The following is a 21,894-nucleotide window of genomic DNA, read 5'->3' on the forward strand; positions in this document are numbered from 1 at the left end:
GCGCGAAAGTGCGTGTTGCACCTGGGTCGTCTCGCTCGGGATCGTGGCGCCTCCCAATTCATCGCCGACGGCTTTCAAGGTCATGAGGATCAGGCGGGGAGTGCTCGGGCCGGTGACGTGATCAGCATCGCCGGGGTGAGCTCGGCCTATTGGGAGAAAAACCGTGAGCTCGGCCAGCGATTCAATCAGGGACGTTGGGCGGACCAACCGATGGTCCTCAGTGGGAGTGACGGGCATACCGGCCGGGCCAACAACGCGATGCTCAAGCGCCTCAAGATTGAAACAGCAAATCGGCTCGCTGGCACCTGGCAAACAGGCCGATCTGATTATTCTCGACCGCGATGTCTTCACGGTCAGCGATGACGAACTGTGCGAGACCAAAGTCCTGAAAAACTTTCTTTGCCGGCAAACAGGTCTACGCGCCCGCGTTCTGACGACCCGCCCGCAACACCCAAAAAATGTGTCGGCCTGTTGCTGGAAAATCGCCACTTCGGTTGGAGCACTTTCCTGCTGGCGGTGCCTCTTTCCGCGTCCTGGCAGATCGCGTTTGGCCCGTACGTGGCCGACTATTCGCGCTACCTGCCAAGCAAGACGTCGTCCTGGAAAACGTTCACCGCAGTCGGTCTGGGCACGGTGCTGGGCGCCCAGGCTTCATGTCGTCTGTGGCAATGGGCGGTCTGGGCAACTACGGTGTTCTGGCAGCTATTTGTATTGCAACGTATCCGCCGCGCCGTTAGCTACCTTCATATACAAAACCAGGGCTTGCGCGACATCCGCACGATACATGACGGCCTCGAAATGGCACTACCGCATCCGCGGCAAACCATTCGTTGCCTTACCGTGCGCAACAGGAGAAATCCAATGTCTCGTATCAACACCCGTAAAGCCGCTGGCATGTTCGGCGTCACCCTGGCCGTTGCACTCACCGCATTCGCTGGCCTGTCTCAAGCTCAAGAAGTGAAGCCTGCCGCCGAGGCCGGTAATGCGGCGCCTGCGGCAAAAAGCTGGCAGACAGGCATTCACCGCACAGACTTGGCGCGCCGCGATCTGGACGTCGCCGGACGTGAGGTTATCCAGGTCCGCGTTGATTTCGAGCCGGGTGTTGCTTCCCCCAAGCACTCTCATCCAGGGGTGGAAATGGCCTACGTGATCGAGGGCACGTTTGAGTACCAGCTCGAGGGTCAGCCAACTGTCACGCTCAAGGCCGGTGAATCCTTGTACATCCCTGCCGGTACCGCGCATGTAGCGACAAATATCGGGAAGAGCAAAGCCTCCGAGCTGGCGACCTACATTGTGAAGAAAGACACGCCGATCGTCGTGATCGAGAAGTAAAACGACGTGCCGACGGTTTGGCGAACGGCTCCGCCAGGCCCGTCGGCCGGTACTGATGGAAGTGCCTATGAGGCAATAGTGCGTTTGAATCCTGCCGCGTTTGCCCTTGGGTGAAATCGATCTAAAAAGCCCGGCCCGTGGTTCGTGCCTTTTGCTATTCTTCAACGTGTAGGTGAAGACGCAGACTGATGCGCAAGAGGATAGCGAGGAAACGTGGGGCGCGTTCCGAAGGGTACACGGTTAGAAAGATCTCCGCGCTGAGATCCAGCCCTTATGCCGTGTGAAGCAGAAGAGCACAAAACTGTTCTGTCAGAGTCCTGATAAACCTTGTAAGCCGGAGACCAGCACCGGCCACCTACTCAATTTTCTAAGCCCGCCTCGTGCGGGCTTTTTCATGCCCGCACATCGAGGATGACTGACCTGAAACGATGAAATTGCGATCCCGCCCAGTTATCGATTAATATACGTTTCATATGCATTTCATATTGGATGAGACTGTGGGTATCGTAAAAATTTCAGAGGACATGCACGAGAATCTGCGTGTCGCCAGCAATGCGCTCAGCCGCTCGATCAATGCTCAAGCCGAGCACTGGATGCGCATAGGGATGCTTGCCGAATTACAGCCCGATCTGGATCACCGCGACATTAGCCGTTTGCTGGTTCGTGCCGAACTGGCGGGCGGCCTTGATGTGAAGCAGCTGTGTGCACTTGCGGACGTTTCGCATAGCCCTTCGAATAGCCCCGAGATACATGCGGTCTCGGGAGCCAAGTCATGAGAGGCAACGTCGCTATCAATTCTCAGGAACAAATAGCCCTGTCTCGCGTCGCGGGCACGCTGGCCGCCGAGGTTCTGGCCATGATTACTCCCCACGTCAAGGCCGGGGTCACCACCGACGAACTCGACCGGATCTGTCACGACTATATCGTCAATGTGCAGAAAGCCATTCCCGGCAATGTCGGCTATCACGGCTTCCCGAAAACCGTGTGTGCGTCCGTCAACCAAGTGGTCTGCCATGGCATTCCTTCCGCCCGGCCGCTGGAGAATGGCGACATCGTGAATATCGACATTGCCGTCATCAAGGACGGTTGGTACGGCGACACCAGCCGCATGTACTTCGTTGGCGAACCCGGGCCGGACGCCCGACGTCTGGTAAAGACGACCTATGAAGCCATGTGTGCCGGTATCCGGGTTGTCCGGCCTGGCGCTACGCTGGGCGACATCGGTTATGCCATTCAGAGCGTGGCCGAACGGGATGGCTTCAGCGTGGTGCGCGAGTACTGTGGTCACGGTATCGGCAAGGTTTATCACGATGAACCGCAGGTCCTGCACTACGGCTATCCGGGCCAGGGCATGAAACTGAAAACCGGCATGATCTTTACCATTGAGCCGATGCTGAACGCGGGCAAACGCCATGTGAAAACCCTGGCCGATGGCTGGACGGTGGTCACCAAGGACCACTCGCTCTCAGCCCAGTGGGAGCATATGGTGGCGGTGACCGACGACGGCTTTCAGGTGTTGACGCGTTGGCCTGACAGTGTCGATGAGTATCCCGCCATCGTTTAGGCGCAACTCATGCAACCGCACCCCGACGGCACACTCACGCGCGTTTCGGCAGCTTCCAGTCTGGCCGGATGAAATGGCATGTGTAGCCGTTGGGATAGCGTTCGAGATAGTCCTGATGTTCAGGCTCTGCCTCCCAGAATGGACCGGCGGGCGTGATTTCAGTGACGACCTTGTCGGACCATAGGCCGGAGGCATCTGCGTCGGCCACCGTGTCCTCAGCGACGCGTTTTTGCTCATCGTCGAGATAGAAGAGAGCAGAGCGGTAGCTCATACCCACATCGTTGCCCTGACGATTTTTCGTCGTGGGGTCGTGGATCTGGAAGAAAAACTCGAGGATCTGACGATAGCTGGTCTGGTCCGGGTCGAATACGATTTCGATCGCTTCTGCGTGTGTGCCATGGTTGCGATAAGTCGCGTCGGGCACATCGCCGCCGGTGTATCCCACCCGTGTGGACACTACGCCGGGCTGGCGCCTTATCAGATCCTGCATGCCCCAGAAGCAGCCACCGGCCAGGATGGCAGTTTCAGTTCGCGTCGTCATATTACGGTCCTTCCCATCAGTGAATTTGCCTTTGAGTGAGCCCACTCGCCGGTTATCGGGTTGAAGCGCCAGGCGCAACGGTCTCGCCTGGCACCTGAGTATTTACCTGCGCTCGCGTGAGCGTCAATTTCATCCCTGGATGTCGTACGGAGCATCAAGAGGTGAGCGCGTTAATGGTCACCTCGATGTTGCCACTAAGCGCCTTGGAGTACGGGCACCGCTGGTGTGCGTCATCCACCACCGCCCGTGCGACGGCCGGGTTCAGGCCCGGGAGGCTGACATTGAGGCGCGCCTGGAGGAAAAAGGCGTCTTCGGTCTTGCCCAGATCCACTTCGGCATCCACGGCGACGCTGGCCGGCAGGGTCACCTTCATCGCGGCAGCCGCCTTACCCATTGCCCCGATGAAGCAGGCCGACCAACCTGCAGCCAGCAGCTGTTCGGGATTGGTGCCGCTGCCGGACGAGCCAATTGGGGAGAGCTTGATGTCCAGACGACCATCGGAGCTGCGCGATGCGCCGTCGCGGCCGCCTGTGGTGTGGGACTTGCCGGTATAAAGCACGGTGTCGATTGCATTGATCATGGAGGGCTCCTGCTAAGATTTTGGGCTTGCCAGCATTGATGACGCCGGATTCGCCGCAGAGCGCTTGCTTTGCGACGGAGCCCACTTTTCCACTTTCATGTAATGCGCATGTGTCTTGAACCAGCGTTTGTGTATCGCTGTGTAGGATCGTCGCGCAACATTACAGTCCGATACAAATCACCCTGCCGCCGGATACCTCGCAGATACATCGTCATGGCTAGATCTTTCTGTCCCGAGGAGGTTCCATACCTGCGCCTCCTCCAGGGTTTGCTGCCGTTTTTGGCATCACCCGCATGGCCTGGTCGTGCACCGTAATCCGGAGAAACACCATGTCCCGTATCTCGAACAACGCCCGCCAGGGTTTGATCGCCGTCGCCCTGGCCGGTGGCCTGAATCTGAGCTCTTCTGTCTTCGCTGCCGAGGCGTTGCCTCAGGGATATCAACTGGCTTCCGCGACCAAGACCCGCGAAGGCAAGTGTGGCGAGGGCAAGTGCGGTGACGCCTCCTTCGCGCGCACCGACACCGACGACAGCCGGGTTTCGCGCAAGGAATTCCTGGCGGTTGCCCCCACCCGCGGTGCGGATTTCGACGTGATTGATGCCGACCACGACGACTACCTGTCCGAGGCTGAAACCTACACGTACATGAAGAGCGTCTACGAAACCAACGGCAAGGAAGCGCCCAAGGAGCTGTTCTGAACTGGCCTAATGATTTTGGACACTTCAATCGGACGCTATGATGGCGCCCAAATCTGAGGTGTTTGGCTATGCGTAAATCTTACTCGAGTGAGTTCAAACTCAAGGCTGCCGGCATGGTGCTGGACGAAGGTCAGTCAGTTCCTGAGGTCTGTGCCAGTTTGGATATCGGCCCTACGGCATTGCGCCGTTGGGTCGATCAGGTTCGCAAAGAGCGCTTGGGCTCGACCCCGGAAGGGGCTAAGGCGATTACCGCCGACCAGCGTGAGATTCAGCAGCTCAAAGCGTTGCTCAGGCAAAAAGACCTGGACATCGAAATCTTAAAAAAGGCCAGTTCTCTCCTGCTTTTGGACTCCAAAGATCATTTTCGTTGATCAGTGAGCTGGACGAGCAATACGGCGTTAACAATTGCTGTCGGGCGTTTGGAGTCAACCGCAGCAGCTTTTACGCCTGGCGGCAGCGCCAAGGCAAGGTGAAACCTGAGCGGGAGAAACTTAAAGCCGTGCTGGTCGAGCATCACAAGGAATCCAGAGCCTCTGCTGGGTCTCGCACCCTTTCCAAGGAGCTGCAAGCGAAGGGACATCGTGTCGGGCGGCATATGGCTCGCAGTTTGATGCGCGAAGCCGGTGTTGCCAGTCGTCAGCGGCGTCGGCACAAGTACAAATCTTCCGGCGTGGAAGCGCTGGTGGCGCCGCATGTGCTCAAGCGCAAGTTTGATGTCACGGCGATCAACCAGGTGTGGTGTGGCGATGTCACGTACATCAAGGTCGGCAAGCGCTGGATGTACTTTGCGGCGGTGCTGGATCTGTTTGCTCGCCGGATCGTGGGGTGGTCGTTTTCAATGATTTCTGATGCCTCGCTGACCTGCGAAGCATTACGAATGGCGGTTCAATTGCGAGGCCGTCCAAAAGACGTGCTGTTTCATTCAGATCAAGGTTGCCAATACACCAGCCACAAATTCAGGAATGAGATGCGCAAACATGGACTCCTGCAAAGCATGAGTCGTAAGGGTGAGTGCTGGGACAACGCCCCGATGGAGCGTTTCTTTGGCAGCCTGAAATCAGAGTGGGTTCCAGAAGGCGGCTACAGCTCGGAGCATGAAGCCCGTGTGGATGTGCAGCGTTATGTGATGCGATACAACAACGTCAGGCTCCATAGCTACAACGACTACCGGTCGCCGGTAGCTATGGAGAAACTGGCAGCGTGAAACCTTAACTGGTGTCCAAAATTACTTGACCAGTTCATTCACGCGCCTGCGCAACGCTCGCGGCTAAGTCGGCATTTCTACCACCGCTCTCCTTGTGTCTTCGGTCGAGGAGAGCGGCTTGCCGTCCAAAGACGTTCATTAGGAGCGGAACACCGCCGTTCCGATCTGATTTACAATGCCCCACCTTTGACGGAGGGCTGTCTTTTGTGGACGTTCGCGCGCTTCTCCATGCGTACCTGATCAAGTGGGTGATCGAGCCGGTCACCGAGCAGTTTCTTGGCCTCTTCGATCTGAACGGCCGCTTCAGCGTCGTCTTTCTCTTTACTTCCTATTGCGGAAATAGCCGGCAAGATTTCCACCCGCCGTACCATGGGATTGCTGTCGCGCTTCTTGGAACTTCACGCCAAGGTGCATTCTGATGTCGACAGGAGCGAGGCGCGGGGTGGTCGGATTTTCCGTCATCCACTCGCCGCGCATTGCCCAAGACGATGCAATGTAATCAGGCTTTACTGGCGGTCAGGTAAGCGCCAAGGCGTTGTCCCATTTGCTCGCCCAAGGCTTGCAAACCACTCAAGGGACGGACCATCACTTCAAACTCAACGATTTTCCCTTGCCCGTTGAATCGGATCATGTCGATGCCCTTCAACTCTTTTCCGCCGACGTTGGCGCTGAATTCAAGGACGACGTTCAACCCGTCTGCCGTCGCCAGTTCGCGGTGGTAGACAAAGTCCTCAAATACCTCGATGACCGTGTTGAGAATCATCGATACCACGGCCGCTCCCGGGTACGGCGTGTGAGCCATCGGTGAGCGGAATACGGCGTGTGGGTCCAACAAGCCGGGCAAGGCGCTCAAGTCGCCCTTGCGGATCATGTCATGCCACTGTCTCAGGGATTCTGCGGCGTTGGGATGCAGTTTCAGTTCAGACATTTTCAACTCCTGTATTTTTGTTGTTCTGCAAACGTCGAGTGATGTGAAGTGCCCACAGACTTTACATTGATAGGCCTGGATGGAAACCATCGCGTGATTAAAAGGGATTTATTGTGTGCACGAAAAAGCCCGGCTGATCAGGCCGGGCTTCTTGTTGGGTACTGCTGTAAAGCCATGCATTCAGGCGACGCGGTTTTCGATCAGGCGATCGGAGCCACCTTCAGCGACGCGGTTTTCGATCAGGCGATCGGAACCACCTTCAGCGACGCGGTTTTCGATCAGGCGATCGGAGCCACCTTCAGCGACGCGGTTTTCGATCAGGCGATCGGAGCCACCTTCAGCGACGCGGTTTTCGATCAGGCGATCGGAGCCACCTTCAGCGACGCGACTTTCAATCAGGCGATCCGAGCCGCCTTCAGCGACAACCGGGAGAGCAGAAGAAGCGGCGAAAGCGTTAACTGCAAAAACCGAGAAAGCGATGCTGAGGAGGATTTGGCGTTTCATGATGGTGTGCTCCGGGGTGTAGTTGTTGGGTATGGAGGCGATGTTACTCCCCGGAGTTTTTAAGAGAACTTCATTGAGTTAATGGTAACTATTGACGGAGTCAATGGCTGTCCTGAGCCTGGAATACCTTGTCATTGAGCATTGGTGCACAGCTCCCCGGTGGCGCGTATCAGTGCCTGACCGTGCAAACCATCCTTGATCAGGCTCGCTCGCACCTTGCCTAGCCAGTCCTGGCAGTTGGGGTCATTGCGAAAGGGCGCGAACTCAGCGTATTGCTGCAACAGACGGTTTTGCAGTTCATCCAGCTGTGGCCTGATTTGCTTGGCGAGGTCCGGCCGAGGGGTCTCAGGCGCCTTGCCAGCCGCATGCCATTGAGCGAGCAGTCCGTACTGCACCAGCTTATTGGCTTCTATTTGCGCGGCGATCAATTCGGCGACCTCTTGCGGGTCAAGTTTGCGCTCCACGGCCATCTTCCTGGCGTTGGCGATAACTTGCGCTTCCCGGGCACTGTCCTGGATCGGTTTGCCACTGTCCCACTTGGTCAGCGCCACGAGATCACCAATGTTCAGGCGTTCGTTCAAGGTCACCAACAGCGGTTGCAGGCTATCGGGTGCCGGGGAGGGCGTGCTGGCGTGCGCGCCGCCAGTGAGTAAACCGATCAAGGCGCAAGTCAGCAGTTTCGGTAAGCGTGGGGAGTGGAGCATGGGCAAACCTCATCAGGCACAGGATTCAACATCAGCTGTTGTGTATCACAAGTACGGCAAATGCATGAAGCGAGGCATACACGATTTGGCGAGAAACACTCAATGCTGAACAAAAAACTGATTTATGTCGTCACTGTGCAGGTTTATGGACAATGATCTGCATGTTCAAAATGAAGCGGGTAGATAACAGTGAACCAACTTTTGGCGATGCGTGCTTTTGTACGTGTTGTGGAGACGGGCTCGTTCAGCCGGGCTGCTGACCAGTTAGCGCTTCCGCGTTCGACCGTCAGCAAGTTGATAACCGACCTCGAAAAGCATCTCGGCATCAAGCTGATGCATCGAACGACCCGCGCGGTCGCCGCCACATCGGACGGGCTGGAATATTGCAGTCATGCAAGGCGTCTGATTGCCGAACTGGACTCGGTGGACACGACGGCGCGTGGTAAAAAACTCAAGCCGGGCGGTCACTTGAGAGTTGATGCGCCGGCCTCATTCGCCCATTGCCTGTTGATACCCGCGCTGAAGGATTTTCATCGCGAGTATCCCGATATCACCATCGCTTTAGGCATCAGTGATCGGCCAGTCAATATTGTCGGCGAGGGCGTTGACTGCGTCATTCGTGCCGGTGAACTTGATGATATGACGATGATCGGGCGCAAGATCGTCGAACTTCAGTACGTCACCTGCGCGACCCCCGCCTATCTCGAGCGCATGGGTACGCCTTCCTCGCCCATTGATCTGCAGAAAAACCACGTTCAGGCAGGCTACTTTTTTGCCGCGACAGGTAAGTCGGAGCCCCTGATTTTCGAGGACGCCTACCATCGGCATGAAATCGGTCACTGCGAATTTTCGACCAATGACGGTAACGGCCTCAAAGAGATGATGCTCGCAGGCCTGGGCATCGGGCAGCACTTCAGACGCATTGTTCAGCCGTATCTGGACGCAGGCGAGTTAGTCCCACTTTTGGAAGACTGGTCTCGACCCGCCATGCCATTTCACGTCATCTATCCAACCAATCGACATCAAAATGCCAGATTAAAGGTGTTCATCGATTGGGTGATTCAGATGTTCAGAGATGAGTCGCCTATCAACTAAAACTCACGGAACAATGGCCGTAACGCGGATTTCAATACGCATCGTTGGAAGACCAAGTGCCGCGACCCCGACCTGTGTCCAGATGGGGGCGTGGTTGGGCATGTAATGGCGATACAGTCTGGCCATCACCTCGTTAACTTCCGGGGGAAATCCTCCAACATGGTAAGAATTGACGTGGACAACCTGGTCCCAACTGGCACCCGCGGTTGCCAGGGTTCGCTCCAGGTTTTGAAACGCTTGAGTGATTTCTTCCTCCAGCGATTCGGGAATGTGCAGATCGTCATCCCAACCGCCCTGGCCTGATGTTTCCACTCGATTGCCGATTTTTACCGCTTGGGAGTAATGCAATGCACTCAGCAGGCGTTCCCCATAACCGGGCGTGACAAAGAATTCGGGCGTATTCATGGTGTTCCTCACTTCAGTTCAATTTGATCAGGCTTGTTTCTGGTGCTGATGCTAATGGACTGAATAGAGGATCAATAGCCGTTGTTTCTGCCATGACTATCCATGTGCATGGATATTTATCAGAGTCATCGGGCAGGGTCAGGCCAATAGACGCTCAACCTGCGCCAGCTCCCAGGTGCTGAGTAAACTGACCGGGTCGGTGCCGTAACGCTGCCAGCTGTCGAACTCACCCGTGCGACCGTCGGGGCATTGGCACCGCAGGCAGTGGCGCAGGTGGTTGCCGTCGAAATCGAGGGTCAGGCGCCAGCCTTCGATCTCGACCTGTACCTGGCCGGGCCCGGTTTGTTCGTCGAGGCGCTGTAGTGGGCGGATGCCCTGGGCGGCGTCTCGCAGTTGCTGGTAAATCTCGCGGGCAGTCAGGGGTTGCACACAGGTCTCCGGTGAGGCCATGGCCTGCGTAGAATCGGGATGCGCAGGATAGACGATCATGATCAAATCCGCGCCGAGCTGTGCTGTGAATACCTATGATCTGGAACCCGACATGAAGAAAACCGCGGTACTCACCTTCGCCCTGCTGCTCAATACGGGATTGTTCAGCACGCAAGCAGATGCCGCCGGCGATGCGCAAGCGGGTGCAACACTGTTCAAGCGGATATGTGGTGGCTGCCATCAAGTCGGGGAGTCGGCGCGCGGTTCTTTCGGTCCGCAGCTCAATGGCATTTTTGGGCGCCTATCCGGTAGCTCGACGGATTACCAGTATTCCTCCGCGATGAAATCGGCAGGCATCGTCTGGACCCGCGAAACACTGACTGCGTACCTGGAAGATCCAAAAGAAGTGGTACCCGGCACCCGCATGATTTTCTGGGGGCTCAGTGATCCGGAAAAGATCGAAAACCTGTTGGCCTACCTTGAGACGTTTCAGCCGCAGTAAGACTTCCCACGTCGTCCCACCGCATGAATTGCGGATTATCGCAGGCATAAAAAAACCCGGCTGATGAGGCCGGGTTTTTCATTGAGTACCGCGGTAAAGCTATGCATTCAGGCAACGCGATTCTGGATCAGGCGATCGGAGCCACCTTCAGCGACGCGGTTTTCGATCAGACGATCGGAACCACCTTCAGCGACGCGGTTTTCGATCAGCCGATCGGAACCACCTTCAGCCACACGACTTTCAATCAAACGATCCGAGCCGCCTTCAGCGACAACCGGGTGAGCAGAGGTAGCGGCGAAAGCGTTAACTGCAAAAATCGAGAAAGCGATGCTGAGGATGATTTGGCGTTTCATGATGGTGTGCTCCGGGGGAGTTATTGGTTGGTATGGAGGCGATGTTACGCCCCGGAATTTTTAAGAGAACTTCATTGAAGTGATGGTGACTATCGACGTCGGCAATTGTACTGCTCACCCAGGACGGCGGGGGTATGCTTTATTTCCGCAGCTCCGATCGAGAGGGTAAACCGATGCATGACTATTACGATTTGGGCACCTACAGCCGTCCGGTAACGACCCACTCGCCACAGGCCCAGCTCTGGTTCGATCGTGGATTGTTATGGTGCTACGGCTACAACCACGACGAATCCATCCGTTGTTTCCACAAGGTGATCGAACGCGACCCCAATTGCGCGATGGCCTACTGGGGCATCGCCTATGCCTCGGGCCCCAACTACAACAAACGCGGGGACGCTTTCATCGAACAGGAGTTGAAAGAGGCCGTGGCCCAGGCCCGAGTGGCAACGCACACCGCGCTGGCGCATATCGACGGTGCAAAACCGGTGGGGCAAGCACTGATCCGCGCACTGGAGCAACAGAAGCCGAATAGCGACTCTTCCTCGATGCCTGGAGGCGAGTGCCGGACACACGCTACATCTTCAACAACACATGCACCGACATTCTGGCCGTTGCGGTAGGCATGCTGCGCGGGGAAATCGAGTATCGAAAGGGCAAGTACGACGACCTCTTCGCCCACTTGCGCGAGGCGCAATCTCTGGACGACAACCTGCCTTACGACGAGCCATGGGGCTGGATGCAACCAGTTCGACATGCGCTGGGCGCACTGTTGCTGGAACAGGGCCGGGTAGAGGAAGCCTTGCAAGCGTATCGGGCCGATCTGGGACTGGACAACACACTCAGCCGCGCGTCCTGGCACCTGGACAATGTGTGGAGCCTGCACGGTTACGTCGAATGCCTGAAACGACTGGGCAGGGACGCCGAAGCGGCCCTGCCAAAACCCGCCTTGACCTGGCAATGGCCCGGGCTGATGTGGAAATCTCGGCGTCGTGTTTTTGCCGGGTGGGGGAACGTTGCTGCCAGTAATGCCCGAAAGCGCCGCTTACGCCTCTATCGCAGTGCACGAAAAGCCCAGCTGATCAGGCCGGGCTTTTTATTCAGTACCGGATGGAAAATGAGCTCAATTGGACGGTAAACAGTCGGTGATATGATCGGTCGTCTATATCTCGCCACGAGACTGTATATGGATCGCCTGTCTACGTTGTTGTCGCAGTTCGGCGTGCGCGCAAGCCTGTTTTACAATGGCAAGCTCTGCGGGCTGGCGTCATACGATGGTGCTGACCAACGCGGTCATATTCACCTGCTACAGGCAGGTACCGTCACGTTGCAGAGGCCCGATCGCAAGGATCTGCTGCTTGTCCGGCCCAGTCTGATTTTTCTGCCACGCCCAAACCGTCATCAACTTTACGCAGGTGAGTCCGACGGGGCTCAACTGTTGTGTGCGTCAATGAAGTTTGAGGGCGGGGCCGATAACCCGTTGTCGGCTTCGTTACCTGATTGTCTGGTGCTGTCGCTGGATGAACTTCCGTTGCTGGCCGACACGCTGAGATGGATGTTTGTTGAGGCCGCAGGTGGACACTGTGGCAGGGAGGCGGCGCTGGATCGCTTGTTCGAATTGCTGATTATATTGTTGTTCCGGCATCTGCTCGACCATCAGCAACTGCGTACCGGCATGATGGCCGGGCTGGCCGATTTGCGCCTGGCACGTTCTCTGGTACAGATTCACAACGCACCGCATCTTGCCTGGTCGGTTGCGGAGCTTGCGAGCGAATCGAACATGTCGCGTGCTGCCTATGCCGTGCATTTCCGGGAGGTAATAGGGCAAACACCTGCAGATTATCTGTTGAGTTGGCGTATCAGCCTGGCGCAGAAGCGCCTGCGGGAAGGGCGTCCGATTACGCTCATCGCCGCCGAAGTCGGTTATGAAAGTCCCTCGGCGCTTGCGCGCGCGTTTCGTCGCAAGACGGGCTACAGCCCTCGGGACTGGATGAAAGATTTGACGGGAGAGGGTGATGGGGCAATGGCCTGAAAACGTCGAGCTGCTTCAGGCCGTTGCAAGAGGAAAGTCATCGGTTTAACGGTTTTCCAGTTCAGTCAGAGAATGGCCAGCGACGAACAAAGAAGCGGCGAGCAACCCGATGTCTTTAAGGAGAAACTGACCCGGCGCAACCGAAATGGCCGGGAAACCAAGGCTGGGTTCAATCACACCCGGTGTCGAGAACATAAAGCTCAAGGTCGTGAAGAACAATCCCGCAGACAACGCACCACCGATCAACGAAAGTTTTGGTGACAGCAGTCGACCTGCAATCAGAACACCGATCGAGACTTCCAGAACACCGAGCAAACTGGAGAAGGTATCGACACTGAAAATGCCATACACCCAACCCAGCAAAGGGCTATTACTCACCAGCGGAACCAGTCCCGTGGCCTCGTAGTGCGTGAACTTCATGCCGCCGAACCAGAAGTAAATAATGGCCAGGGCTAAGTAAGCACCGTAGGTTCCAAGCGCCATGGTTTTAGTCCCAAGCGTTGTATTTTTATGTGCGTTGTTGGTGCTGTGGTTTTCGATGCTTAAGGTTTTCATGATAAAGGCTTCCAAGAGTGTGGTGATGAACGCTATTCAGCAGCCCAGCGCGGTTTACGTTGGGAGTGGCGATAGTGTTGCCTTTGATTCCACGCTCGTGGCTTCTGAACGTATTGCGTTCGATGCAGATCGTCTTGAAGGGTTTTTATGAGGAGCGGTGTTCATCCCGGCAAGTCGCCGTGAGGCGCTCTGCAAGAAATGCGATGAACGCGCGGGTTCTGGCCGGAACATAATCGCCAGCCGCCCTGAGCGCATAAATGGCAGAGGGGGTTGGGCATGCGATCCATTTCGACTGGGGCACCAAACCCGACGACTCAGAAATGACATCGCTTCACTCCACCGTTCATTCGTCGCGCTAGCCACGAGATCGCGATCCGCTGAACAATTTCCGGGATGATTTCGATGCGTTGAGGATATTGATTGACGGTTGAACGCTGCAAACCGCCGTACAGCACAAAGAGTGGAAAACCGGCGAAAGTGCATAACGGCTGGCGAAGGCATCGCTTGATTAACGAAAGTCGAAACTCTTTCGCTACGGAGACGGTTAAGTTCATGACTTATTGCCCCACGCTATACTCGAGTTGTTTTCGAAGCTGAATGGAGTGTTGCTGCTGGACCAGAACTTTCCAAGGTGGCTAATTACGATAAGCAGTAAGCGTTAGTCGCAATCGGATTAACCGCCCCAAAGGCAGGATTGTCACCGATCCAGGGAGATCACACGTTGAGCTCCATCATCATCGGAGCAATCGTTTTTTTGCCTGCCTGTTCGCTGCCGCGCTGATAGGGATGCTGCCGCGCATGCGGTTACCGATTCATCACCTTGATGCCGAGTCCAAGGACGTCATCCGCCTGGCAACGGCCGTTGTGGGGACGCTTTCCGCGCTTGCGCTTGGGTTTCTGACTGCGTCTGCAAAAAACGTCTATGACAGTTATGAGATCGAAGTGCAGACATCGGCGGCACGCATCGTCCTGCTCGACAGGGTCATGGACCAATAGGGTCGGGAAACAGCGCAGGCTCGAACCCGCCTACGTCAATTGGTTGAAACCCGGTTAAGCCAGGGGTGGGGCAATTCGCCCGTCGGGTCGAGGGTGGTCAACCCTTTTGACGAGTCTCCGCGGATCGAACCGATTCAGGTTGTGCTCCGGGCGCTCACGCCCACCAATGAACCGCAACGCATGCTGCAGGCCCGCGCACTGCAAGTCAGCACGCAGTTGGCGGAAGCCCACTGGATTCTGGTCGAGAGCAATACGGAGGGTCTGCCTACGGCATTTCTTGTCATCCTGACTTGCTTGCTGGCCTGGCTATTTGCAACGTTCGGTCTTCAAGCGCCGGTGAATCCTACGGTTATCGGGGTCATGCTCATTTGTTCGCTGTCGGTTGCCGCTGCGGTCTTTCTGGTGATCGATATGGCTCATCCGTACATCGGGGTCATCCATGTTTCGGATGCCCCGTTGCGCACTGCGCTCATGCATATCGGTAAGTGGTTTTTTGTGTAATCCAGCGACGGCCATTTAAATTGAGGTGCGCGCGCAGGGGCTAAAGCCACGTATTCACCACTCTTCTATCCAGCTCCTCCCAATCCGCCATGCCCAGCACTCGCGTGGTGTTCAACCCGCGCAAATAACCGCGCAACTGATTGGCGGTGGCCCGGACAAGCTCCGGGTCGGGCGCGTTTTTGCACAACAATACGGTTTCGTACTGGACCAGGTATTCGGCTACCCGGTCTCGGAAATCGGGCAAAACAGCGTCACGGATCAGGTCAAATGTTCTCAAGGAGAGATCCTCATCAGTCTTTTCTGGTTGTAATTGAGTGTGCATCCGTCTGCACGGCGCGCAACTATTGCTAGAAGTAATAGTGACCATTACGAAACGCAAGTTCTGCTTTGTCGGTAATAGTCGGAAAATGGCCTCCATCGAACACGCGGCAACGGCGGCGCTAGTGACGCAGTTCCGTTGCTTGATGAACCGAAACTTTTATATTCAGGATGAGACGATGCGCCCTTTTTTCGTGCCTGCCATGGCGTTTGCCGCTTTGCTGCTCGCCGGTTGTGCCTCCGCGCCGAACGATCCGACGCTGACCTTGCAGACCAGCAAGACCCCGGCCCAATACGCTGACTGCGTCGTACCGAAATTGCAGGGCAGTGCGTTGCACCCGACTGTGTCGCAGACCCAGCGCAGTTACCGGATCGTGGTGCCGAGCAAAATCTCGGCAGACAACGTGCTGGAAGCCTACAAAGCCGGGAACGGCGGCAAGGTGTTCATCTACGAGCGGCATTTGCTGGCCTCGAATTTCCTGCCTTCGAGTTTTGAACGCGCCGCCCAGGATTGCATCTGACCTGGGCCCGTAAACGCTTTTCATCGCGCTCCTTTGGTTGGCCGCAACCAACCAATTTTTGCCCCGCACCGCATTCGGTGACGGGGCTTTTTTTCGTCTGCTGTTTCGTCCTGAATAAGGTTTACACCTGCTGGATTCTTATGAGGCGGCTGCAATGTCCCACGTCAGCAATATCTGGGTAATGGCCGCATCAATGACCTCATGCGGCGTGTTATCCCGAGCGAGGATGGAAATACCCTGCAGGAAACTGTCGTACACCGTAGCCAGCGCAGGCGCGTGAATATTGCCCGGTAACTGACCGGCACTGACACCCCGCTCGACACACGCCAAAATCCCCGCGCGAGTTCGGGCGCGAGATTGGGTCAGGGCATCGACCACCCGCGCATTCTCCGGGCTGGGTGCGCTCATCACGCCGAGGGCCACCATGCAGCCCTTGGGATGACCGTTTTCACACTGCATGCGCGCCGACTGGCGCAGCGCGGTCTCGATGGCCTGGCGTGGCGGCAGGCTCTCGTCCCACAGGCATTCGGTGACCTGTGCGAAGGTCGCCAGGTAACGCTGCACACACTCATCAAACAACGCTTCCTTGGAACCGAACGCCGCGTAAAAACTCGGCGCGGAAATCCCGCCGCCCAGTCCGGCTTTCAACTGAGCGAGGGAGGTCGCGTCGTAGCCGTGTTGCCAAAACAAGTGCATGGCCTGTTCCACCGCGTGGTCGCGGTCGAAGGTGCGGGGGCGGCCCATTTGCGCCATTTCAAGGCTCCTCTGGATGACGAGATAAATACTAGTCGATACATAAGTCGTTGACAACGAGCGCTGGCAGCCCTCAACATTTATATCGATCAGTATTTAAGTATGAGTCCTCACTCAAGGAGTCTCCCGTGACACCCTCAATCACCTTATCGGCAGCGCCCGACCGCCTGCCCATTGGCGCCTTGCTCGCGTTGGCCATGACCGGCTTCATCTGCATCGTCACCGAAACATTGCCCGCCGGCCTGTTGCCGCTGATCAGCGAAGGCCTGGCAATTTCCCCTTCCATGGCTGGCCAGATGGTCACCGCTTATGCGCTGGGCTCGGTGTTGGCGGTCATCCCCATGACTATCGCCACCCGCGGCTGGCGTCGCCGTAATGTGCTGTTGCTGACTATCGTCGGTTTCTTGCTGTTCAACTCCATCACCGCGCTGTCATCTCACTACGGCGTGACCCTGGTGGCGCGCTTTTTCGCCGGCGTCGCGGCGGGGCTGGCCTGGAGCCTGCTGGCCGGCTACGCCCGGCGTATGGTCGCGCCCCATCAACAGGGCAAGGCGCTGGCGCTGGCCATGGTCGGCACACCGATTGCCCTTTCTCTGGGCGTACCCCTCGGCACCTGGCTGGGCGGCCTCGTGGGTTGGCGCACCACTTTCGGCATCATGTCCGCCCTGACGCTGGTGCTGATCGCCTGGGTACTGGTGAAAGTCCCTGACTACCCAGCCCAAGCCGCCTACCAACTCATGTCGTTGCGTACGGTGCTGACCACGCCAGGCGTGCGACCCGTGCTGGCAGTGGTGATCAGCTGGATGCTGGCACACAACATTCTCTACACCTACATCGCACCCTTCGTGGCGCCGGCGGGGTTGGCGGATCGGGTGGATGTGGTGTTGTTGGTGTTTGGTATTGCGGCGTTGGTGGGGATTTGGCTGACTGCCAAATTGGTTGAGGCATCGTTGCGCAAAACGGTGCTGGTGAGCCTGGCGGCGTTTGCGGCGGTTTGTGTAGTGTTTGGCTTTTTGGGCCGCGTGCCGGAGATGATCTACGCTGGCGCAGCGGTTTGGGGGGTGAGCTTCGGCGGGGCGGCGACGTTGCTGCAAACGGCGCTGGCGGATGCCGCGGGGGATGGGGCAGATGTGGCGTTGTCGCTGAATGTGGTGGCCTGGAATAGTGCGATTGCCGCGAGTGGTGTCGTGGGTGGAGTGTTGCTGGACAGGTGGGGCGCCGCCTCTTTTCCGTGGGCAATGGTGGTGTTGGTGGGGGTGGGGTTTGTGATTGTCTGGGGGGCTCGGGCTCACGGCTTCAAATCGGGCCCGCGTGCGGCTGGAAGGCCTGTTGTTGCGGGGCACTGAACCACAAAAAAGCCGCTATCCGGGGAGCGCGGCATCGGTTTTCTACTCGCTTGTCGGGTGGTGGATCGGTTGCGTTCAGCCTCTGTCGGACGCGAAGAATGTCTGCTGACCACCAGCCCCGGCAGTCGCGCGATTGTCCGGACGATTGTGCGGATGGCCGAATCGCTGGACCTGAGTGTGGTGGCCGAAGGTGTCGAGGATGCAGCGACCCTGGACCTGCTGCGCGAAATGGGCGCGGGGCAGGCCCAGGGTTATTATTTTGCCAAGCCGATGGGGTTGGAAGCGTTGTTGGCGAGTTCGCTGGTGGGTTGCCAGGGTTGATGACGGATCGCCCCGTCAGTCGATGCGCGGGTGCTGTTGCACCAGATTCTTGCGCTTGGCCTCCAGTTCGGCGATTTTCGCGTCGATGTCTTCGATCTTCTGTTCAATATTGTCTTCATGTTCTTGCAGCAGTTCTTTCGCTTCCTCAAGGTCGGACGCCGCCGGGGCGGCACCACGCAAGGGCTTGTTGGCGGTTTCTTTCATGGTGACGCCGGTTACCAGACCCACCACGGCAATCACCATCAGGTAGTACGCCGGCATGTACAGGTTGTTGGTGCTTTCCACCAGCCAGGCGACCAAGGTTGGAGTCAGGCCCGCGATCAGCACCGAGACGTTGAAGGCACTGGCCAGGGCGCTGTAGCGGATGTGGGTGGGAAACATGGCCGGCAGGGTCGAGGCCATCACGCCGATGAAGAAATTGAGCACCACGGCAATGATCAGCAGGCCCGAAAATATCAGCCCGAGCTTGCCGCTGTTGATCAGCATGAAGGCCGGAATGGCCAGGCAGAACAGCGCGATGCTGCCGAAGAGGATGAAGGGCCGGCGGCCAATTTTGTCGCTGATAAAGCCGATCAAGGGTTGCACGAACAACATGCCAACCATGATCGCGATGATGATCAACACCCCATGGTTTTCGCTGTAGTGCAGGTTGTGCGAGAGGTAGCTCGGCATGTAGGTGAGCAGCATGTAGTAGGTGACGTTGGTCACGGCCACCACGCCGATGCAGGTCATCAGGCTGTGCCAGTGCTGGGTGGCGACTTCCTTGAAGGAGACTTTCGGGCCTCGCGCCAGGCCCTCGCGGTCGCCTTGTTCGAGTTTTTCGACGTGTTGCTGAAAGGCCGGGGTCTCTTCGAGCGCGTGACGCAAGTAGAGTCCGATCGCGCCCAAGGGCAGGGCGAGGAAAAACGGCAGGCGCCAGCCCCACGCCTGGAACTGCTCTTCGCCTATCACGGCGGAAATCAGCACCACCAGGCCTGCTCCGAGTACAAACCCTGCGATTGAGCCGAAGTCCAGCCAGCTCCCGAGAAAGCCGCGCTTGCGGTCCGGGGCATACTCGGCGACGAAGATCGAGGCGCCGGTGTATTCGCCGCCCACCGAGAAGCCTTGGGCCATCTTGGCCAGCAACAGCAGGATAGGGGCCCAGATGCCGATCGAGTCATAGGACGGAATCAGCCCGATGGCGAAGGTGCTCAGGGACATGATCACGATGGTGGCCGCCAGGACTTTCTGCCGGCCATATTTGTCGCCCAATGCGCCGAAGAACAGACCGCCCAGAGGGCGGATCAGGAAGGGCACCGAAAAGGTCGCCAGCGCGGCGATCATCTGCACGCTGGGGGACGCGTCGGGAAAGAACACCTTGCCGAGCACATAGGCGACAAAGCCATAGACGCCGAAGTCGAACCATTCCATGGCATTGCCCAGTGCGGCGGCCGTGATCGCCTTGCGCATCTTGGCGTCGTCGACGATGGTGATGTCGTCCAATCCGATGGGATTGACGGTTTTCTTGCCTGATTTCATGAGAATTACTCTGTCCCTGATCCCTCTCGATGCCATTGATTTAATGGCGCGTACTCCTTGGTTCAGATACATGAGGACACTGAATAATTCACCGCCCGCCGTTTTTTTGTTAAATCACCGCTGTGCCGGGGTAGCTGAGTTGATCGCTGCCCAGTGAATCGCGTTGCATTGAGTGCAGGTTTTTTTCAATGGTTTCGCAGAGGTTTTCCATCTGGATCTGGTGTTCGCTGTCGCGGAACGGGCTTTGCAGATCAGTACCGATGCGCTCGATGGCCAGCAGCATGAAGCCCACCACTGTCGAGGCCAGCGGGGTAAACCAGCCCAGGGACTCTACGAGCCCCACCGGCACAATCAGGCAGAACAGCGAAATGAACAGACGCGGAAAATAGACATAAGGGTAGGGCAGCGGCGTATTGGCAATTCGCTCCATGCCGCCCTGGCTGTTGGACAGATCCACCAGGGTCGACTCCAGCCGCGCCAGGCGAATGCTGTCCAGGTGCCCGGCCTTGTATTCCTGGGCCAGCAGCGCCGCGGAACCGTTGAGGATATCGTTGGCAAAGTTATTGGTAGCACCGCTACGCGCGAACTCCCCGGCGGGAATAAACGCCTGAACCTCGGGCGGGCACGGCTGGCCCCGGAGATGCGCCGCCAGGCAATTTATGTACGCCACGTGACGGCGCAGCAAGGTGGACTTCATCGGATTGACCTCATTACCCGGGTCATCCAGCAACGTCAGTACTTGCCGCGCAAAACTACGGGAGTTATTGACCATCGCCCCCCACAACGTGCGCGCTTCCCACCAGCGATTGTAGGCACTGCTGTTGCGAAAACTGATCAGCACCACCAATGCCGAACCGAGCAATGTCAGCGGCATCAGCGGCAGGGTGATCTTGCTGTTGAGAAATAGCATGAAGTCCACGGTGACGGCGATATCCCAGAGCAACAACCAGAACAGAGCCCAGCCGACATAGCCCATGGTCTTGATGATCAGACGGTATTTTTTGATGATGGCGGCTTTCAAGCGGCGACCTCGCGGCGAGTGGTGAGCATTAATGCTCTAACTCGGACGGTGGTTGCCGGGTAAAGGTTCGGTGGGGGCTGCGATCAATGATCCGAGCGGTGTAACCTTGCCCGCTCGCATACCCAGATAAGAAAAATAATCAGGAGTCATTGATGCAACCGATCCGTCTCGGTCTGGTGGGCTACGGCAAGATTGCCCAGGATCAACATGTTCCCGCTATCCACGCCAACCCTGCGTTCCAGTTGGTGTCTGTCGCCACGCAAGGGCAGCCCTGCGCCGGGGTTGAAAACTTTCAGTCGCTGCGCGAGCTGCTCGAAAACGGCCCGCACGTCGATGCAATTGCGTTTTGCACACCGCCGCAAGGACGCTTCGCGCTGGTGCAACAAGCGTTGGCCGCGGGCAAACATGTGCTGGTCGAAAAACCGCCGTGTGCCACGTTGGGTGAAGCGATGGCGTTGGTGAATCAGGTCGCGGAGCAAGGCGTCAGTGGTTTGTTCGCCTGGCATTCACGTTACGCGCCCGGCATCGAAGCGGCCCGTGACTGGCTGACCGGCCGCACCCTGCAAAGCGTACAGATCGACTGGAAGGAAGACGTGCGCAAGTGGCACCCCGGCCAGGCATGGATCTGGCAACCCGGCGGCCTGGGCGTCTTCGATCCCGGCATCAATGCCTTGTCGATTGCCACCCACCTGCTGGCGCTGCCGCTGTTTGTCGAGTCTGCCGAATTGCGAGTCCCCAGCAACTGCCAGTCGCCGATTGCCGCGTCCATCAAGATGTCTGATGCGCGCCACCTCGATGTCCGCGCGGAATTCGATTTCGATCACGGTCACGAGGAACTCTGGAGCATCGAGATTCGCTGCACCGAAGGCATCCTGCGACTGGACAACGGAGGCGCGCTGTTGAGTATTGATGGCGTGCGCCAAGCCGTATCGGAGGAGGGCGAGTACGCGGCGGTGTATCGGCATTTTCAACAGCTGATCGGTGACAAAGCCAGTGATCTGGACCTTCAACCGCTGCGACTGGTCGCCGACAGCTTTTTTGTCGGCAGTCGGGCGTCGGTTGAGCCGTTCTACGATTAGCGGCCACGGGTCGAGCCATGGCGCTGGTCGCAGGCATTTGAAATGCACGGCGTTGCTCGATAGAGTCGCGCCCCGATCCGGCCACAGGTGCCGGACG

29 protein-coding genes and 6 pseudogenes are annotated in these 21,894 nt (G+C 57.5%); 21 read left to right on the forward strand and 14 right to left on the reverse strand.

Features of this window, described 5'->3' with window-relative positions:
- Positions 1-84: 84 nt before the first annotated feature.
- The 5 genes and pseudogenes from FQ185_RS30610 to map form a co-directional block, all read left to right on the forward strand.
- Positions 85-288, forward strand: a pseudogene (locus FQ185_RS30610) (amidohydrolase); the annotation flags it as partial.
- A gap of 174 nt (positions 289-462) precedes the next feature.
- A pseudogene (locus tag FQ185_RS30200) lies at positions 463-654 on the forward strand (cytosine permease); the annotation flags it as partial.
- A 207-nt stretch (positions 655-861) separates the two neighbouring features.
- Positions 862-1,332, forward strand: a complete 471-nt coding sequence (locus FQ185_RS14845) for a cupin domain-containing protein (RefSeq protein ID WP_149418109.1) — start codon at positions 862-864, stop codon at positions 1,330-1,332.
- Positions 1,333-1,829: 497 nt separating this feature from the next.
- Positions 1,830-2,108: a ParD-like family protein gene (locus FQ185_RS14850; RefSeq protein WP_149418061.1), complete on the forward strand. Its 279-nt coding sequence runs from the start codon at positions 1,830-1,832 to the stop codon at positions 2,106-2,108.
- Positions 2,105-2,896, forward strand: coding sequence for a type I methionyl aminopeptidase (gene map, locus FQ185_RS14855; RefSeq protein WP_149418062.1), 792 nt, complete (start codon positions 2,105-2,107; stop codon positions 2,894-2,896). The genes FQ185_RS14850 and map overlap by 4 nt, the downstream gene beginning before the upstream one ends.
- 34 nt (positions 2,897-2,930) lie before the next feature.
- On the opposite strand, the gene msrA is transcribed toward map, so the two are convergent.
- Together msrA and FQ185_RS14865 are read right to left on the reverse strand one after the other, a co-directional pair.
- Positions 2,931-3,437, reverse strand: coding sequence for a peptide-methionine (S)-S-oxide reductase MsrA (gene msrA, locus FQ185_RS14860; protein WP_149418063.1), 507 nt, complete (start codon positions 3,435-3,437; stop codon positions 2,931-2,933).
- A 154-nt stretch (positions 3,438-3,591) separates the two neighbouring features.
- The gene (locus tag FQ185_RS14865; RefSeq protein ID WP_149418064.1) at positions 3,592-4,017 is read right to left on the reverse strand and encodes an organic hydroperoxide resistance protein; all 426 of its coding nucleotides are present in this window, start codon (positions 4,015-4,017) and stop codon (positions 3,592-3,594) included.
- 329 nt (positions 4,018-4,346) lie between these two features.
- Between FQ185_RS14865 and FQ185_RS14870 the strand changes: the two genes are divergently transcribed.
- The 4 genes and pseudogenes from FQ185_RS14870 to FQ185_RS14880 form a co-directional block, all read left to right on the forward strand.
- Entirely contained in the window at positions 4,347-4,715 is a 369-nt protein-coding gene (locus FQ185_RS14870) for a hypothetical protein (protein WP_149418065.1), read from the forward strand.
- 68 nt (positions 4,716-4,783) lie between these two features.
- On the forward strand, positions 4,784-5,086 hold the full coding sequence (locus tag FQ185_RS31090) for a transposase (protein ID WP_371926621.1): 303 nt from the start codon (positions 4,784-4,786) through the stop codon (positions 5,084-5,086).
- Positions 5,083-5,919, forward strand: a complete 837-nt coding sequence (locus FQ185_RS14875; RefSeq protein WP_371926622.1) for an IS3 family transposase — start codon at positions 5,083-5,085, stop codon at positions 5,917-5,919. The genes FQ185_RS31090 and FQ185_RS14875 overlap by 4 nt, the downstream gene beginning before the upstream one ends.
- A 206-nt stretch (positions 5,920-6,125) precedes the next feature.
- A pseudogene (locus FQ185_RS14880) lies at positions 6,126-6,251 on the forward strand (sterol desaturase); the annotation flags it as partial.
- Positions 6,252-6,418: 167 nt separating this feature from the next.
- On the opposite strand, the gene FQ185_RS14885 reads toward FQ185_RS14880, so the two are convergent.
- The 3 genes from FQ185_RS14885 to FQ185_RS14895 form a co-directional block, all read right to left on the reverse strand.
- Positions 6,419-6,847 carry a nuclear transport factor 2 family protein gene (locus tag FQ185_RS14885; RefSeq protein WP_149418066.1) on the reverse strand — a complete coding sequence of 143 codons (429 nt, stop codon included), beginning with the start codon at positions 6,845-6,847 and terminating at the stop codon, positions 6,419-6,421.
- 180 nt (positions 6,848-7,027) lie between these two features.
- Positions 7,028-7,351, reverse strand: coding sequence for a hypothetical protein (locus FQ185_RS14890; protein WP_149418067.1), 324 nt, complete (start codon positions 7,349-7,351; stop codon positions 7,028-7,030).
- Positions 7,352-7,482: 131 nt separating this feature from the next.
- Positions 7,483-8,055, reverse strand: coding sequence for a chorismate mutase (locus tag FQ185_RS14895; protein WP_149418068.1), 573 nt, complete (start codon positions 8,053-8,055; stop codon positions 7,483-7,485).
- Between the two features lie 189 nt (positions 8,056-8,244).
- Here FQ185_RS14895 and FQ185_RS14900 point away from each other — a divergent pair, with 189 nt between their 5' ends.
- Entirely contained in the window at positions 8,245-9,150 is a 906-nt protein-coding gene (locus tag FQ185_RS14900) for a LysR family transcriptional regulator (RefSeq protein WP_256730410.1), read from the forward strand.
- Positions 9,151-9,153: 3 nt separating this feature from the next.
- On the opposite strand, the gene FQ185_RS14905 is transcribed toward FQ185_RS14900, so the two are convergent.
- Positions 9,154-9,555, reverse strand: a complete 402-nt coding sequence (locus tag FQ185_RS14905) for a RidA family protein (RefSeq protein ID WP_149418069.1) — start codon at positions 9,553-9,555, stop codon at positions 9,154-9,156.
- Positions 9,556-9,693: 138 nt separating this feature from the next.
- A complete protein-coding gene (locus FQ185_RS14910) occupies positions 9,694-9,984 on the reverse strand; it encodes a hypothetical protein (protein WP_149418111.1) in 291 nt (96 codons plus the stop codon).
- A gap of 112 nt (positions 9,985-10,096) precedes the next feature.
- On the opposite strand from FQ185_RS14910, the gene FQ185_RS14915 reads away from it, so the two are divergent.
- On the forward strand, positions 10,097-10,486 hold the full coding sequence (locus FQ185_RS14915) for a cytochrome c family protein (protein WP_149418112.1): 390 nt from the start codon (positions 10,097-10,099) through the stop codon (positions 10,484-10,486).
- A gap of 110 nt (positions 10,487-10,596) precedes the next feature.
- Here FQ185_RS14915 and FQ185_RS14920 read toward each other — a convergent pair.
- A pseudogene (locus FQ185_RS14920) lies at positions 10,597-10,839 on the reverse strand (phage infection protein); the annotation flags it as partial.
- A gap of 134 nt (positions 10,840-10,973) precedes the next feature.
- Here FQ185_RS14920 and FQ185_RS30615 point away from each other — a divergent pair.
- From FQ185_RS30615 to FQ185_RS14930, 3 genes are read left to right on the forward strand one after another with little or no spacing between them, the layout of a single operon-like run.
- Positions 10,974-11,459, forward strand: a complete 486-nt coding sequence (locus FQ185_RS30615) for a hypothetical protein (protein WP_256730411.1) — start codon at positions 10,974-10,976, stop codon at positions 11,457-11,459.
- Positions 11,399-11,974 (forward strand): M48 family metallopeptidase, encoded by a 576-nt coding sequence (locus FQ185_RS30620; RefSeq protein WP_256730412.1) that lies wholly within the window; start codon positions 11,399-11,401, stop codon positions 11,972-11,974. Before FQ185_RS30615 ends, FQ185_RS30620 begins: the two co-directional genes overlap by 61 nt.
- 48 nt (positions 11,975-12,022) lie before the next feature.
- A complete protein-coding gene (locus FQ185_RS14930) occupies positions 12,023-12,868 on the forward strand; it encodes an AraC family transcriptional regulator (RefSeq protein ID WP_149418070.1) in 846 nt (281 codons plus the stop codon).
- A 45-nt stretch (positions 12,869-12,913) separates the two neighbouring features.
- Here FQ185_RS14930 and FQ185_RS14935 read toward each other — a convergent pair whose 3' ends face one another.
- On the reverse strand, positions 12,914-13,423 hold the full coding sequence (locus tag FQ185_RS14935; RefSeq protein ID WP_149418071.1) for a YkgB family protein: 510 nt from the start codon (positions 13,421-13,423) through the stop codon (positions 12,914-12,916).
- A gap of 25 nt (positions 13,424-13,448) precedes the next feature.
- Here FQ185_RS14935 and FQ185_RS30625 point away from each other — a divergent pair, with 25 nt between their 5' ends.
- Entirely contained in the window at positions 13,449-13,574 is a 126-nt protein-coding gene (locus FQ185_RS30625) for a hypothetical protein (RefSeq protein ID WP_256730413.1), read from the forward strand.
- A gap of 199 nt (positions 13,575-13,773) precedes the next feature.
- Here the strand turns inward: FQ185_RS30625 and FQ185_RS14940 are convergent.
- A pseudogene (locus FQ185_RS14940) lies at positions 13,774-13,977 on the reverse strand (peptidyl-prolyl cis-trans isomerase); the annotation flags it as partial.
- Positions 13,978-14,221: 244 nt separating this feature from the next.
- Between FQ185_RS14940 and FQ185_RS30630 the strand changes: the two are divergent.
- Positions 14,222-14,419 (forward strand): hypothetical protein, encoded by a 198-nt coding sequence (locus FQ185_RS30630; protein WP_256730415.1) that lies wholly within the window; start codon positions 14,222-14,224, stop codon positions 14,417-14,419.
- 180 nt (positions 14,420-14,599) lie between these two features.
- Positions 14,600-14,920, forward strand: a complete 321-nt coding sequence (locus FQ185_RS30635; RefSeq protein WP_256730416.1) for a hypothetical protein — start codon at positions 14,600-14,602, stop codon at positions 14,918-14,920.
- 40 nt (positions 14,921-14,960) lie between these two features.
- Here FQ185_RS30635 and FQ185_RS14950 read toward each other — a convergent pair whose 3' ends face one another.
- Complete coding sequence (locus FQ185_RS14950) at positions 14,961-15,197, reverse strand: hypothetical protein (RefSeq protein ID WP_149418072.1); 237 nt, start codon at positions 15,195-15,197, stop codon at positions 14,961-14,963.
- 220 nt (positions 15,198-15,417) lie between these two features.
- On the opposite strand from FQ185_RS14950, the gene FQ185_RS14955 reads away from it, so the two are divergent.
- Positions 15,418-15,759 carry a hypothetical protein gene (locus FQ185_RS14955; RefSeq protein ID WP_149418073.1) on the forward strand — a complete coding sequence of 114 codons (342 nt, stop codon included), beginning with the start codon at positions 15,418-15,420 and terminating at the stop codon, positions 15,757-15,759.
- A gap of 138 nt (positions 15,760-15,897) precedes the next feature.
- Here FQ185_RS14955 and FQ185_RS14960 read toward each other — a convergent pair whose 3' ends face one another.
- On the reverse strand, positions 15,898-16,512 hold the full coding sequence (locus FQ185_RS14960) for a TetR/AcrR family transcriptional regulator (RefSeq protein WP_149418074.1): 615 nt from the start codon (positions 16,510-16,512) through the stop codon (positions 15,898-15,900).
- A 128-nt stretch (positions 16,513-16,640) separates the two neighbouring features.
- Between FQ185_RS14960 and FQ185_RS14965 the strand changes: the two genes are divergently transcribed.
- Both FQ185_RS14965 and FQ185_RS14970 read left to right on the forward strand, forming a co-directional pair.
- Positions 16,641-17,858 carry an MFS transporter gene (locus tag FQ185_RS14965; protein WP_149418075.1) on the forward strand — a complete coding sequence of 406 codons (1,218 nt, stop codon included), beginning with the start codon at positions 16,641-16,643 and terminating at the stop codon, positions 17,856-17,858.
- Positions 17,859-17,963: 105 nt separating this feature from the next.
- A pseudogene (locus FQ185_RS14970) lies at positions 17,964-18,179 on the forward strand (EAL domain-containing protein); the annotation flags it as partial.
- A 15-nt stretch (positions 18,180-18,194) separates the two neighbouring features.
- On the opposite strand, the gene proP reads toward FQ185_RS14970, so the two are convergent.
- Entirely contained in the window at positions 18,195-19,697 is a 1,503-nt protein-coding gene (gene proP, locus FQ185_RS14975) for a glycine betaine/L-proline transporter ProP (RefSeq protein ID WP_149418076.1), read from the reverse strand.
- Between the two features lie 109 nt (positions 19,698-19,806).
- Entirely contained in the window at positions 19,807-20,718 is a 912-nt protein-coding gene (locus FQ185_RS14980; RefSeq protein ID WP_149418077.1) for a bestrophin family protein, read from the reverse strand.
- 152 nt (positions 20,719-20,870) lie between these two features.
- On the opposite strand from FQ185_RS14980, the gene FQ185_RS14985 reads away from it, so the two are divergent.
- A complete protein-coding gene (locus FQ185_RS14985; protein ID WP_149418078.1) occupies positions 20,871-21,797 on the forward strand; it encodes a Gfo/Idh/MocA family protein in 927 nt (308 codons plus the stop codon).
- Positions 21,798-21,894: the final 97 nt, after the last annotated feature.

This window comes from Pseudomonas sp. ANT_H12B, assembly GCF_008369325.1.
Taxonomy (GTDB): Bacteria; Pseudomonadota; Gammaproteobacteria; order Pseudomonadales; family Pseudomonadaceae; genus Aquipseudomonas.

What these genes read in the sequence shown, in the direction of transcription:
- FQ185_RS14845 (WP_149418109.1), top strand. Translation starts at nt 862, where the DNA reads ATGTCTCGTATCAACACCCGTAAAGCCGCTGGCATGTTCGGCGTCACC.
- FQ185_RS14930 (WP_149418070.1), top strand. Translation starts at nt 12,023, where the DNA reads ATGGATCGCCTGTCTACGTTGTTGTCGCAGTTCGGCGTGCGCGCAAGC.
- FQ185_RS14985 (WP_149418078.1), top strand. Translation starts at nt 20,871, where the DNA reads ATGCAACCGATCCGTCTCGGTCTGGTGGGCTACGGCAAGATTGCCCAG.
- FQ185_RS14915 (WP_149418112.1), top strand. Translation starts at nt 10,097, where the DNA reads ATGAAGAAAACCGCGGTACTCACCTTCGCCCTGCTGCTCAATACGGGA.
- FQ185_RS14935 (WP_149418071.1), bottom strand. Translation starts at nt 13,423, where the DNA reads ATGAAAACCTTAAGCATCGAAAACCACAGCACCAACAACGCACATAAA.
- FQ185_RS30630 (WP_256730415.1), top strand. Translation starts at nt 14,222, where the DNA reads ATGCGGTTACCGATTCATCACCTTGATGCCGAGTCCAAGGACGTCATC.
- proP (WP_149418076.1), bottom strand. Translation starts at nt 19,697, where the DNA reads ATGAAATCAGGCAAGAAAACCGTCAATCCCATCGGATTGGACGACATC.
- FQ185_RS30635 (WP_256730416.1), top strand. Translation starts at nt 14,600, where the DNA reads ATGCTGCAGGCCCGCGCACTGCAAGTCAGCACGCAGTTGGCGGAAGCC.
- msrA (WP_149418063.1), bottom strand. Translation starts at nt 3,437, where the DNA reads ATGACGACGCGAACTGAAACTGCCATCCTGGCCGGTGGCTGCTTCTGG.
- FQ185_RS14890 (WP_149418067.1), bottom strand. Translation starts at nt 7,351, where the DNA reads ATGAAACGCCAAATCCTCCTCAGCATCGCTTTCTCGGTTTTTGCAGTT.
- FQ185_RS30615 (WP_256730411.1), top strand. Translation starts at nt 10,974, where the DNA reads ATGCTTTATTTCCGCAGCTCCGATCGAGAGGGTAAACCGATGCATGAC.
- FQ185_RS14895 (WP_149418068.1), bottom strand. Translation starts at nt 8,055, where the DNA reads ATGCTCCACTCCCCACGCTTACCGAAACTGCTGACTTGCGCCTTGATC.
- FQ185_RS14870 (WP_149418065.1), top strand. Translation starts at nt 4,347, where the DNA reads ATGTCCCGTATCTCGAACAACGCCCGCCAGGGTTTGATCGCCGTCGCC.
- FQ185_RS31090 (WP_371926621.1), top strand. Translation starts at nt 4,784, where the DNA reads ATGCGTAAATCTTACTCGAGTGAGTTCAAACTCAAGGCTGCCGGCATG.
- FQ185_RS14960 (WP_149418074.1), bottom strand. Translation starts at nt 16,512, where the DNA reads ATGGCGCAAATGGGCCGCCCCCGCACCTTCGACCGCGACCACGCGGTG.
- map (WP_149418062.1), top strand. Translation starts at nt 2,105, where the DNA reads ATGAGAGGCAACGTCGCTATCAATTCTCAGGAACAAATAGCCCTGTCT.
- FQ185_RS14865 (WP_149418064.1), bottom strand. Translation starts at nt 4,017, where the DNA reads ATGATCAATGCAATCGACACCGTGCTTTATACCGGCAAGTCCCACACC.
- FQ185_RS14955 (WP_149418073.1), top strand. Translation starts at nt 15,418, where the DNA reads ATGCGCCCTTTTTTCGTGCCTGCCATGGCGTTTGCCGCTTTGCTGCTC.
- FQ185_RS14885 (WP_149418066.1), bottom strand. Translation starts at nt 6,847, where the DNA reads ATGTCTGAACTGAAACTGCATCCCAACGCCGCAGAATCCCTGAGACAG.
- FQ185_RS14905 (WP_149418069.1), bottom strand. Translation starts at nt 9,555, where the DNA reads ATGAATACGCCCGAATTCTTTGTCACGCCCGGTTATGGGGAACGCCTG.
- FQ185_RS30625 (WP_256730413.1), top strand. Translation starts at nt 13,449, where the DNA reads ATGAACGCTATTCAGCAGCCCAGCGCGGTTTACGTTGGGAGTGGCGAT.